Here is a 13,768-nt window from a genome sequence, read left to right as displayed (position 1 = left end):
CGGTGTGAAAGTGTGTGAGGCGGGTCCGCCCGGTCCCGCTCCGTCCAGTTGGGGAGGCACGTGTCCGTGGGTCGCCAACCGGCCTCGCTCAGCGGTTGCCCGCGTCCCGGCGTACCCCGCTCGCTCGTGCTGACGTTGCTGTCGATGCTGCTGGTGGTGGCATCGGCGTGAGAAGTGGTGCGGACCGGCCGGCGATCTCCACCGGGCCGGCGTTGATGATTCCCGCCGGGTACCCCCGCGACCTGCCGAGCGCGCTGCTCCGGGCGGCGCGCGACTTCGCCGGCTCGGGCGTCGTCGAGATCGGCCCGGACGGACGCGAGACCAAGCTCGACTTCCCGACCCTGCTCGAACTGGCCGCGCGGATCCTCGCCGGTCTGCGCGCGAACGGCGTACGCGCCGGTGACCCCGCGGTCGTGCACTGCACCGAGCCGGTCGGGTTCTTCGCCGCGTTCTGGGCCTGCACGCTCGGCGGCGTCCGCCCGCTGCTGGTCGCGCCGAACCCGGGCGGCGACCGGACCGAGGAAGGCCGCGAGCGGCTCCGCCGGATCACCGACCTGCTCGGCTGGACGGTGCTGATCGGCCGCCCGACCGACCTGCCGAACGACCTCGGCCTCCCGGTCCTCGACCCGGACGCGCTCGCCGGCCACGAACCGACCTCGGACTTCCACCGCCCGGCCGCGGACGACGTCGCCGTACTGATGCTGTCCTCGGGCTCGACGGGTACGCCGAAGATGGTGCAGCTGACGCACCGCGGACTGGTCGAGTTCGCCGCCGGTACGCCGGCGATGCTCCCGGTCCGCCCCGGCCAGACGACGCTGAACTGGCTGCCGCTGGACCGCAGCGGCGCGTTCCTGCTGTACCACCTGCTGCCGGTGTTCACCGGCTGCACGAACATCCACGTGAACACCGACTGGGTGCTCGCGAACCCGCTGCGCTGGTTCGACCTGATGGAGCAGCACCGGGTCAACCACTCGTGGTCGCCGAACTTCGGCTACCGGCTGGCGACCGCCGCGGTCGCGGGGGAGCCCGACCGGCACTGGGACCTGTCCGCGCTGCGCAGCCTGGTCAGTGGCGGCGAGCAGATCACGGTGCCGGTGATGTCGGAGTTCCTGCGCGTCACGAACCGGTTCGGCGTCGTACCGGAGACGTTCGTCGCCGCGTGGGGGATGACCGAGACGGTCACCGGGATCACGTTCGCGCGCCCCGGCCTGACCCCGAACGTGCACCGCGTCCGGATCCCACCGACCGGCGTCGTCGAATGGGTCGACCAGCGCCCGTCGTCCGGCAAGGTCGCGGTCGCCCGACCCGGCGCTCCGCGGGTCGAGGCGCCCGGAGTGCTGTCGCTCGTGTCGGTCGGGGCACCTGCCCCCGGTACGACGGTCCGCATCGTCGCGCCCAACGGCGCCGTACTCCCCGAAGGCCGGATCGGCCAGCTGCAGGTCGCCTCCGCGCGGGTGACCCCCGGGTACCTCGGCAACCTCGAGGCGGACCGGCTCGCGTTCCCCGTCGGCAACTGGCCCGCCCGCAAATGGCTCGCCACCGGCGACCAGGGCTTCATCACCGGCGGACAGGTCGTCATCACCGGCCGCGACAGCGAACGCATCATCATGTCCGGCAAGCTCCACTACGCCCACGACATCGAATCCGTCGCAGCCACGGTCGTCGGCGCCGAACAAGGTCTGGTGGCCGCCTGCGGCGTAGCCGACGAAGACACCGGCACCGACCGCCTGGTCGTCTTCTACGCCCTCACCACCGACTCGGTCCCCGGCATGGACCAGGCGATCCGCTCCCTGATCCGAACCCGCCTGGGCCTGGCCGCCCAGGTGGTCGGCGTCCCCCGCCGCGACTTCCCCACCACCCCCGGCGGCAAGATCCTCCGCCCCCTCCTGAAGCAACGCTGGCTGGAAGGCACCCTGCACTCCGCCCCCCATCCGCACGTAGAACCCGCCGGCGCCACCTCCGCCAGCGGCCCCACCGGCCAAGGCCCGTCAGAAACGCCGGAGAACACCCCGTACGCCGACGAGGACCCCTCGGAGCGCACCACCGAACTCCCGATCGCCCGCCTCGCCTGGAAACGCGAACTCCAACAATCCATCCCCACCCCACCCCAACGCCCCACCCTGGGCACCCCACCCGCAGACCCGAACCCCTCGCCGGCAACTGCGTCTTCTGTGGAGCCTGCGGAGCCCACGCCATTCACGGCGCCCGCACCGGCACCCGCGCCCACGTACAGGCCTGCATCATCCAGAACCCCGTCCGACGTACCGCCGGCTACGACTCCCACGTCCCCTCCCGAGCCAAACCTCCCCACCGCGGACGCCCTCACCCACCCAGCCGCCCCGTCGGATGACCCAACCACCGACGAACCGGCCACCATCGAACTAGCCCGCATCACCTACGCCACCCCACCCTCAGACGAGGCCACCCCGGGGTCTGCGAACGCCGACGCAGTACCCGTCACGGATGCGAGCGACCGTACCGGCAAGGACTCCAACGCGATCGGGCGCGCGGCGACCTCAGGCGACCTGCCCGTCGAATCCGACAAAGTTCCGTCTGAAGACACCTCCGAGCGCCACACCGGCGCGATGTCCTCCCAAGTCACGGACGAGGCGCAGCAGACGCCGAGCCTGTCGGACGTTGAACGACCTGACGCAGACGAGTCCAACGCATCCGAGGCCAGCGCGCACCAGAACGACGAACCTGCACGCAACGACACCTCTGGCGAGCCCGAACCTCACACCGAAGACGATCCGGCCAGCGGCTCCTCAGACGCCTCAGGGGCCAGCTCGCCAGAGCCGCGCACAGGTTCGGGTGAACAGCCGGTCGGGACAGCTGACACCGCCGCAGACGCGATCACCGAGACGGACCCGACGCGCGAGGACGCCGACGTACCTGCCGCCTCCGAGCCCGTCGAGGATGACGCCTCTGGCGTGACGGACGTACCGGCGGCCGACTCCGTGCCTGCTCCGATGGAAGCGGTCAGTACGTCGGCTGCCCCCGCGGTGGTCTCCGCGGCTGCGGCGATGGATTCAGCTGATGGGACGGACGCCGTCGCCGCAGCGCCGGCTGCCGATGACGTGCCGGCTACCACGGATGAACCTGTCGCGACCGAGGACACGTCCCGCGAGGAGGACGCGCCCCGCGAGGAGGACGCGCCCGTGCTCGGCGACGGTCCAGCCGTCGACGCGGCCGACGTGGAATCCGGTCAGAGTGCCACTGCTGCAGATGCAGCAGACGTGTCTCCTGCCGGTGATGGGGCGCCGGTCACGAAGACCGACATGGTCGCGGCGTCCGGCGACGTTGCAATCGACGCAGCTGACGCAGTTTCCGAGGAGACCGACGAGGCTGCGTTCGAGACCGACCTGGCCGACGAGGCTGACTTAGCTCCCAACCAGGTTGCTGCGGTCCCGGCCGGGGTTGACCTGCTCGGCGAAACCGACCCAGTTGCCGACGGGATCGTCGCGGCTCCGGTTGAGCCCGAGTCGCTCGCCGACGCGGCCGACCGGGCGGACCGGGCGGACCGGGCGGACCGGGCGGACCGGGCGGACCATGCCGACCAGGCCGACCGGGCGGACCATGCCGACCAGGCCGACCAGGCCGATGCGCCTCACTCGGGCGATGCGCCTCAGTCGGGCGATGGGCCCACCTCGTCCGTTGAGTCGCACTCGGGCGATGAGTCCCGCGTTGGTGATGCGTCCCACGGCGCCGACGAGGATGACACGGTAGTTGAGCCTGATGCGGCTGAGCTGGCGGCGGTTGGTGCGAGTGACGCTGCGGTGGCGGGTGTCGAGGCCGATGCCGAGAAAGGTGTGTCGGTCGGGGCGACGGTTGACGAGGACGAAGCCGTTGCTGACGACGGTGGGGCCGTTGTCGAGTCTGGTTCGGCTGATGAGCCTGATGACGTTCGTCAGACGGCGGTTGTCGGTGCGGGTGACGACGTACCTGCTCGGGGCGAGGCCACGGTCGATGACGGTGACCGCGGCTCCGCGAAGGATGAGGTCGCCTTCGGCGACGCGGAATCAGCTGTTGCGCGGCCGGAGGCTGCCGGGGACGAGGATGTCGACGAAGCCCACTTGGCTGATGCGGGTGACGACGCCGGCGAGCCGGATCTGGTGGGCCAGATCGTGCCGACCGAGAGCGGCGACGTCGTACCTGATGGGGGCGACGCCGTTGTCGATGAGGGCGACTCGGCCGCGCGGGACGGGGCTGTTGACGAGTCGACTGGTGCTGGCGATGAAGCTGTCGGCGCGGCCGAGCTTTCGGTGTCGGCGGAGCCTGTCGGCGTGGACGGGGTACTCGCTCGGGATGAGGACGGTGCTCGCGTTGGCGATTCTGGACCCGGCGTCGGTGGGCACGACTCTTCTGAGGGCGTTGTTGATGAGCAGTCGGACGCAGAGGTAGCGGACGGAGACCTCGAGTCGGAGGTCCCGGAGGTTGGGGATGTCGCTGCGGATGCGGACGACGCGCGTACGGCGGGCGCTGACGACGCGGAGGCCGACGTACCTGCAGGCGCTCCGGACGGTACGCCGGCTGCGGAACGTGCGGGAGATTCGGCGGATGCGGTAACTGCGGGCGACATTGCCGATGCTGCTGGCGTGGACGGTGCCGCGGGTTCCGGCGGTGGTGTTGATGCCGGCGTGGAGTACCTGTCGGGGAGTGGCGACCGTGCGGAGGGCGGCGCTGGGGTCGCGGCGGATGGTGCAGCAGGTGCCGAAGCTGTCGACGAGACGGCGGGTGTCGCAGGGTCTGACGGTGCTGCGGATGCTGTTGACGGTGCCGAGCACGCTGAAGGTGCAGAGCACGCTGAGGACGCGGAGGACGCAGAGCACGCCGAAGGCGCTGAGGGTGCTGAGGTCGTTTCGGGCGGCGGGGAGGCAGGTTCTGTCGGTCGGGCCGGTGCTGACGATGACGAGCTTGTTGAGGTTGGAGCGGCCGGCGTCGTTGATGGGGACGGTGTCGGTGAGGGTGGCGGTCGTGGGGTTGGGGCGGCTGTGGTTGTGGGTGGGGTGCTGGCGGTTGCGGCGGGGGCTGTCGGTGTTGGTGGGCGGGGTGCAGAGGACGGCTTGAGTGAGGACCGCCCTGGGCTTGAGGATCTCGCGCGGGTTGAGGACCGCGGTGGGCTCGAGGAGCGCAGCGGGGTTGAGGACCGTGCTGGGGGTGAGGAGCGCGGTGGGCTTGAGGGGGCCGGGGGTGAGGGCGCCGGCCGGGGTGGGGTTGCGGGTGCTGGTCAGGTTGAAGGACCCCAGGTTGAGGGCGGGCGTGGTGTTGCGGCTCGGGTTGGGGTTGTGGAGCCGGTGGCTGTGGTGGGGGTGGCTGGGCGGTTTCCGGGGGCGGAGACGCTGGAAGGGTTCTGGGAGAACCTTGTCGGGGGAGTGGAGAGTGTGCGGCGGGGGATGCCGGACACCGGCGACGGGGTTGTTGCGGTCTCGGGTGGGTTGGAGCACGTCGAGGCGTTCGATGCGAAGTTCTTCGGGTTGAGCGATCGCGAAGCCGAGTTGATGGAGCCGGCGCAGCGGTTGTTCCTCGAGGTGTGTCATCAGGCGTTGGAGCACGGTGGGTACGCCGGTACGTCGGCGCGCGTCGGCGTCTTCGCCGGCTCCGGGATGAACCTGTACAACCGTCAGCACCAGTCCCGCGACTCGATCGCGACCCGGGTCGCGTACCGGCTCGGGCTGACAGGCCCGGCGATCGGGGTGCAGTCGGCGTCCTCGTCGTCGCTGGTCGCGGTCCACCTGGCGTGCCAGGCGTTGCGGTCGGGCGACGCGGATCTCGCGCTCGCCGGCGCCGCCGCCGTACAGGTGCCGCAGGCAACGACTTATCAGCCGACGGCGGACTCGATCCTGTCGCCGAGCGGGCATGTACGGGCGTTCGCCGCGGACGCGGACGGGACGGTCGGCGGTAACGGTGTCGCGGCGGTGCTGCTGAAGCGGCTCGACCAGGCGCTCGCCGACGGGGACACCGTGTACGCGGTGATCCGCGGTACGGCGGTCAGCAAGATCGACGGCAACCAGGTCGAGCTGGTCGAGCGGGCGCTGCAGCGGGCCGGGTTCGACGCGGACTCGGTGAGCTACATCGAGGCGAACGGGATCGGCAGTCCGGCCGCGGACGCCGCCGAGGTGAAGGCGCTGACGGCGGCGCTGCGCCGGCACACCGACAAGGTCGGGTTCTGCACGCTCGGGTCGGTGAAGCCGAACATCGGCCACCTGGACAGCGCCGCGGGCATGGCCGGCCTGATCAAGACGATCCTGATGCTGCAGCACCGCACGCTGGTGCCGACCATCAACCACCGCAAGCCGAACCCGGCGCTCGCGCTCGACGGCAGCCCGTTCGTGATCGGCACCGACGTCCGTGAGTGGACCGTACCGCTGGAGTCCGGCGGTACGACGCTGCGGGCCGGTGTCAGCGCGCTGGACCCGAGCGGCACCAACGCGCACGTGATCCTCGAGGAGGCGCCGCGGCAGATCCGGCGCGGCGACGACGGCCCCGTCGTACTGCCGCTGTCCGCGCCGGACCCGGACGCGCTCGCCGACCTCGTCGAGCTGTACCGCACGGACCTCGACCACGGCACCGGTCACCGGCTCATCGACCTTGCCGGTACGGCGGCGCTCGGCCGGCCGGCGCACCGGTACCGGATCGCGGTCGCGGGCGGGACGGAGCGGGAGCTGCTCAGCGCGCTCGGCTCCGCGTCGGCGACCGAGGTACCGCGGGGCGGGCCGGGGCCGCTCGGGTACGCGTTCACCGGGCAGGGCGCGGCGCGGCGCGGGATGGCCGCGGGGCTCGCGGCGCGGTTCCCGGTGTTCCGGTCGGTGCTCGACGAGTGCGACCGGGTGTACCACGAGGAGACCGGCGGCAGCCTGAACGAATTGCTCCTCACGCCCGCTGCCGGCACCGAAGGCGTCTGGCCGACCGAGACGGCGCAGCCCGCGCTGTTCGCGTTCGAGGTGGCGCTGGCGCGCTTGTGGCAGTCGTTCGGCGTGCAGCCCGCGCTGGTCGTGGGGCACAGCGTCGGGGAGTACGCCGCGTTGTGCGTCGCGGGCGCGCTGTCCGTCGCGGACGGCGTACGGTTGACTGCCAAGCGCGGTGAACTGATGCAGCGCGGAACGGTGCCTGGGGCAATGGTCGCCGTACGGGCGGATGCCGATCGGGTGCGCGAGATCGCCCGGACCGCCGGCGTGGAAGTTGCTGCGGGCAACGGGCCGCAGTCGTTCGTACTGACCGGGTCCGAGGTGATCGTCGGGCAGCTAGCGGCGAAGCTCGACCAGCTGCAGGTCGCCTGGCAGCGGCTGGATGTGGACCGGGCGTTCCACAGTTCGTTGGTGGACCCAATCTTGTCGGACTTCGCGGAGATCGTCCGTGAGATCACGCTGAAGCCACTGCGGACCCCGATGGTGTCGAGCTGGTCCGGTGATCTGCTCGAGTCCGGGACGGTGCTGGACAGCGACTACCTGGTCGGTCAGTTGCGGCAGCCGGTGCTGTTCGGAGACGCGGTCGAGGCGGTCACCGCGGCTGGGTGCCGGCGGTTCCTGGAGCTTGGGCCGGACGCCGTACTCAGCCCCGCCGGTCGGCGGATCGCACCGAACAGCACGTGGATCCCGGCGCAGCGGCTCGGGCAGGACCCGGTGCTCGCGACGATGAACGGGCTGGCGGAGCTGTACGAGCAGGGCACCGAGATCGCGTGGGCGAAGGTGTACGCCGACGGCGGCCGGGTGCCACTGCCGACGTACCCGTTCCGGCGCGTGCATCATCCGGTGGATCCGTCGGTGACGGTGCTTGCCGGGCCGGGTACGGCGGTTGCTGGGGGCAACGTTGCGCCCAGGTTGAACGCGTTCGAGCGGGCGGCGCGGGCACAGTCGGTGGTGTTCGAGCCGCCGTCGAGCGCTGCGGTGAAGCGGATCCCGCTGGATCCGCCCGTGGAGGCGGTCGCCGAGGCGGCGGATCCCGGGGAGACCGAGGAGGCTTCGCCGTTCGCGTTGCCGGCTGAGACGCATGCGATCGATGCGGATTATCTCGCGCAGGCCGGGTCGTTGCCGGGCGACGAGATGTCGGCGGAGCGGTACCGGGAGTCGCTGGACGTCGTACTCGATCTGACGTGTGAGGTGCATGGGCTCGATCCGTACGACTTGACGGTGGACCACACGTTTGCGGAGCTGGGAGCGACGCCGGCGTCGATGGCGCCGGTGATCGATCAGCTCCGGAGCCGGTTCGAGGTGGAGCTGGCGCCGGATGATTTGTTCCTGACGTACACGACGCCTCACAAGCTGGCGACGGCTGTTGCCGTGCAGACGGCCGAGCCGGAGGTCGCTGAGCCGGCGGAGGTTGGTACGTCGGCTGACGGTGCTGAGGCTGAGGGCGCTGGTGACACCGAGGTACCGCTTGAGGATGCTGCGGTTGGGCGCGCTGCAGTTGAAGGAGCTAAGGCTGAAGGTGCTGCAGCTGAAGGTGCTGGGGCTCAAGGCGCTGGGGCTCAAGGTGCCGGCGTTGAAGGTGCCGGGGTTGTAGGCGTTGCAGCTGACGGTGCTCGGGTTGTCGGCGCTGAGGCCGACGGTGCTGCGGCGCACGGTGCTGGCGAGGCGCGGGATCCGCGGGCGGCGTTGGCGGTGCTTGGGTCGGGGTTGGCTGAGCTGGCGGCGAAGGTGGACGAGGCTGCGGCGGCGACCGGCGCGGCGGAGTTGCCGGGGAGCGGGATGGCTGCGCTGATGTCGCAGCAGCTACGGGTCGCCGGTCAGCTGGTCGACGGCGTAACCCAGCTGATGCGCGAACAGCTCGCACTCCTCACCGAACAGCCCACAGACGACGAGCCTGAGGAGCTGACAGCACCACACACGACTGATGTAGCCACCGCGGACGCAACCACCACAGACGCGGACACACCGGCCGACGCAGGTGCAGCGGAGCCAACTGCCGCCGACGCAACCTCCGCTCAGGCAACTCCCGCGAACGCAACCACTGCCGACGCAGCCATCGCGGAGGCAACTCCCGCGGAGGTCACCGCCGCGGACGCAACCCCTGCCGACGCAGCCATCGCGGAGGCAACCCCCGCCGACGGAACTCTCGCGAACGCATCTCGCGCGAAGGCAACTCCTGCGAAGGCAGCTCCCGCGGGGATAGCCCCCGGGGAGGGATCTTCTGGGGAGGTGACCGCCGGGGAGGGAACTCCCGCGGGCGCGGCTCCTGCGGACGCGGCTCCCGCGCAGGCATCCCGGACGGACGCAACCGTTACGGGCGGAACTCCTGCGCGGGCAACCGACGCGAGCGCATCCGACGCGAGCGCATCCGACGCGAGCGCAGGCGACGTGGATGCGGGTGTTGCCGACGTGGGTGCCGCGACGGCGGCCGGTGAAGGTGGGGCGGCGGGTGTGTCGTCGGGGGGCTCGACCGACGGTGCGTCCGGTCTGAGGGAGGCGTCCGGCGAGGGCGTGCGCGTCGGTGGGGTCGCGGGCGCGATCGCGCTTGGTGCGGGCTCCGCGGGGGCTGGTACGAACGAGGCGCAGACGAGCGGGCCGGAGGCGCCGCAGGAGTCCGGCGGAGGTGCGCGCGTGGGCACGTCGGATGGTGCGCGCGTGGGTGCGTCGGGTGGTGCGCGCGTGGGTGCGTCGGGTGGTGCGATCGCACTCGGCCCGAGCCCTGCGACGGGTGACACACGGGCGGCCGGGGGAGAGCAGTCGGACGAGTCCGTCGACGGTGCGGCTGTGGGCGCCCCGGGGGATGCGCGGGGAGCCGGGCGGAAGGAATCTGGCGACGGTGCGCGTGTGGGTGCGGTGGGTGGTGTGATCGCGCTCGGTGAGGCGGCAGTCGATGAGCGCGCAGCAGGTGAGAAGCAGGCTGTGGGCGGCGTCGAGGACGCGCGGGTGAGTGCGTCCGAGGTCGGTAAGACCGTCGGCGGTCAGCGGCTGATCGCGTCCGGTGCCGGTAAGAGCGGTGTCGGCGAGAAGTCGACTGCGTTGCTGGCGGGTAAGACCGGTGGGGGTGACCGGCCGAGCTCGGTCGGGGCTGAGAAGGGCGACGCTGGGGCTGGGAAGACTACGGCTGGCAAGGGCACGGCTGGCAAGGGCACGGCTGGCAAGGGCACGGCTGGGGTTGGTCAGGCTGGGGTTGGTGGGACGGCGGTTGTGGTTCGGGAGGTTGGGGGCGGGCGGCGGCGGGACTTGAGTTATTGGGATCGGGTCTTGGCTGGTGCGCAGCCTTTGGTGTTGCCGGTGGATCGGGGGCGGGGGACCGGGGACGACGCGGTGGTTTCGGTTCGGCGGGTGCTGGAGGCTGAGCTGGGGGCTGCGGTGTTCGCGTACAGCCGGGAGCGGAAGCTCAGTCCGGCGATGACGATGCTGGCGGCGGTGGCGACCGTGTTGGGGCGGTTCGCGGCGCAGGACGATGTGACGATCGGGTCGGCGATGGTACGGCCGGACGATGGGCCGGCGGCGCCGGCGTTGCCGTTGCGGATCGATCTGTCGGGGGAGCCTGATCTGGGGGAGTTGACCGAGCGGATCCGCGACATCACGACGGCGGCGTTCGAGCATGCGGGGACCGACCTGGCGATTCTCGAGCGGGATCCGTTGTTCCAGATCCTGGTCGACTTCGAGGACGGCGACGACGAGCTGCCGGCGCCGATCGACGTACGGTTCCGGCTGACCCATGACGGCGACGACATCACGTGTACGGCGGACTTCCGGTCCGGCCTGTTCGAGCGGAGCAGCATCGAGCGGCTGCTCGACTACCTCGCCGAGGTGTTGCGCAGGGCAACGACCCGCCCGAACCTCAGGCTCCCGGAGCTGCTCCTCCCGCTCGACGCCGACCTCGAGGCGCTCCGCGAACTCGAGTCCGACACGGACCCGGTCGGCCCGATCGGCCGTGTCCGGCGCGACGCCGTGGTGGCCGGCGAACTCAGTGGACTGCACACCTTGTTCGAGCAGCAGGTCGCCCGCACCCCGGACGCAATCGCCGTAATACAAGGCGATCGCGAGCTCACGTACGCCGAACTCGATCGCCGCGCGAACGCCGTCGCCTGGCAGCTGACCGACCTCGGCGTGAAGCCGGGCGAGCTGGTCGCGGTCCGTGTTGCCCGTGGCACCGAAATGGTCGTTGCCGTCCTCGCGGTCCTGAAGTCGGGCGCCGCGTACCTCCCGCTCGACCCCGGCGTACCGGAGTCCCGCTGGGGGTTCATGGTGCACGACGCGGCCGCGGTCGCGCTGGTCGGCGACGACGCGGCGCTGGCGGATCGCCTCGGGCTGCGGCTGGTCCCGGTCGCGGCGGTGGACGGCGACGCCCGCGCCAAGCAGGCTCCGCCGGTGCGCGCCGCGGCCGACGACATCGCGTACTGCATCTACACGTCCGGTTCGTCCGGCAACCCGAAGGGGGTCGTGGTCCCGCACCGCGGCCCGGTGAACCTGGTCCGGCACTACCTGCGGACGCGGCGCTCGCTGCGGACGCTGCAGTGGACCTCGTTCGGGTTCGACGTCCATGTGCAGGAGATGTTCACGACGCTGGCGTCCGGGGCGGCGCTGGTGCTGATCGGCGAGGACGACCGGTACGACCCGGACGCGGTCGTCGCGGCGCTGCGCGATCACGACGTACAGCGGCTGTTCATGGCGTTCAGCCCGTTGACGGCGCTGCTGGCGACGATGCGCCGGCTGCCGGAGTTGCCCGCGTTGCGGGAGATCGTCGCGGGCGGTGAGGCGATGGTGCTGACGCACAAGGTGCGGGACTTCCTGGACGCGCATCCGGAGTGCCGGCTGTTCAACGAGTACGGTCCGGCCGAGGCGTCGATCGTGACCACGATCCACGAGGTCGACCCGGCCGAGGACCGGCCGTCGATCGGGCGGCCGATCGAGGGTGTCGCCGTACGGCTGCTGGACGCCGCGCTGCGGCCGGTGCCGGTCGGCGCGGTCGGCGAGATCCACCTCGGCGGCGCGGCCGTTGCCCAGGGCTACCTCGGGCGGCCGGAGGAGACCGAGCACGCGTTCGTCGGCGACCCTGGGCATCCCGGCGCGCGGCTGTACCGCAGCCGCGACCTCGGCCGCTGGCGGGTCGACGGCACGCTGGAGTACCTCGGCCGCGCGGACGACCAGGTGAAGATCCGCGGCCACCGGGTGGAGCCAGGCGAGACCGAGCACGTCCTCGCCGACCAGCCGGGCGTCGTCGACGCGGTCGTGGTGGCGCAGACGGAGCCGGGCGGTGACACCTGCCTGATCGGGTACGTCGTACTCGAGGACAGCGACCCCGCCGTCCTGGCCCGGCTGATGCTTGACCTCGGCAAGGAGCTGCCGATCTACCTGGTGCCGGCGGACCTGATCCCGATCGAGGAACTCCCGCTGGACGACAACGGCCGCCTCGACCGCGACCGCCTCCCCGAACCGGAGTGGCTCAGGCCGTAGGCCTGCAACAGTAGGTCCGCAACCCGGAGTTCTGCGACCCGTAGTTCTGCACCGTGGACGGGGCTTGACCGGTGGCAGCCCCCTCCTGCCGCCACCGTTCGCCGTTCACGGTGCAGAACCCGCGCTCGATACCGTCCCTCCACGGAATCGATCGCGCTGCGAATCGGTCGGACGTTGCCGAAGGCACGGTGGTTCCCGACCGCTGGGATCACACACTCGCGGCGGGTGAGTCACCTCGCCCGCCGCCAGCATGTTCCGGTAGATCCAAGGCCCCCCTCGATCTTCCGAGCCGTCCGGTCCGAGCCCCCTCGACCGGCCGGGGATGACGGTGCCCCCACCCCATCCATCCGTTGCATCGCTGCGCGTAGGTCCGTCGTTACACGGATTCCGAAGATTCGTAAGAATTGCGCAAAGGTGTGCGGGAGAACCTTTACCGCATCATCCCGCGTGTACGGATCAGCTGAGCGCGGCCCACGCCTGATGCGCGGCGCCGAGCAGCCCGGCGTTGTCCAGCTGGGCCGGCTCCACGGTGAGGTCCGTGACGAACGGCAGCTGCGCCAGCCGCTTCACCCACGCCTGCACCGGGTCGAACAGCACCGGCCCGGCCTTCGCGACCCCGCCGCCGATCACGACCGTGGTCAGGTCCACGGTGACGGCCGTCGCGACAATGCCCGCGGCCAGCGCCTGGGCGCCGTCGTCGAACGCGGCCAACGCCAGCTCGTCCCCGGCCGCGGCGTCGGCGGCCAGTACTTCGGCGTCCACGTCCTCGTCCGGACGCCAGCCCTTGCGCTGGGCGCGGGCCACCATCCGCGGACCGCTCGCGTACGCCTCGACGCAGCCGTACGACCCGCACGCGCAGGCCTCGCCGTCCTGGTCGACCACCACGTGGCCGATGTGCGCCGCGTTGCCGGACTGGCCGATCAGCGGCTTGCCGTCGACGACCAGGCCGCCGCCGACGCCGGTCGACACCACGATCCCGAGCAGCGTCTTCGCGTCCCGCCCCGCGCCGCTCCAGTACTCACCGAGCGCGAAGCAGTGCCCGTCCATGCCGAGCGTCACCGGTACGCCGCCGGTCAGCGCCCGGACCCGGTCGACGAGCGGGAAGTTGCGCCAGCCGGGGATGTTCACCGGGGAGACCAGGCCGTGCCGCTGGTCGAGGGGGCCGGCCGAACCGACGCCGACCGCGAGCGGGGTCGCGTCGCCGCGGACCCGGTCGATCAGCTCACCGAGCGCGGCGAACACCTGGTCGGCGCCGCCGGACGGGGTCCGGATCCGGTCGCCGGTGAGAATCGTGCCGTCGGCGGACACCAAAGCGGCGGCCATCTTCGTGCCGCCGATGTCGATGCCCAGCACGGAATCCCGCGCCACCAACGTGTCGTCCCCAGTGTCGTCGCTCATCG

At 71.4% G+C, this 13,768-nt stretch carries 2 protein-coding genes; one reads left to right on the top strand and one right to left on the bottom strand.

The annotated features are described in order from the left end of the window. The first annotated feature begins 167 nt into the window (after positions 1 to 167). Positions 168 to 12,368, top strand: a complete 12,201-nt coding sequence (locus ACXJJ3_RS08095) for an amino acid adenylation domain-containing protein (protein ID WP_458169348.1) — start codon at positions 168 to 170, stop codon at positions 12,366 to 12,368. Positions 12,369 to 12,824: 456 nt separating this feature from the next. Here the strand turns inward: ACXJJ3_RS08095 and ACXJJ3_RS08090 are convergent, their stop codons facing one another. Next, positions 12,825 to 13,766 carry an ROK family protein gene (locus tag ACXJJ3_RS08090; RefSeq protein WP_458169347.1) on the bottom strand — a complete coding sequence of 314 codons (942 nt, stop codon included), beginning with the start codon at positions 13,764 to 13,766 and terminating at the stop codon, positions 12,825 to 12,827. Positions 13,767 to 13,768: the final 2 nt, after the last annotated feature.

The sequence above is a fragment of the Kribbella sp. WER1 genome, assembly GCF_054189145.1.
The sequence above is the reverse complement of the archived record's forward strand: the minus strand, read 5'-3'. Positions and strand labels throughout refer to the sequence as shown.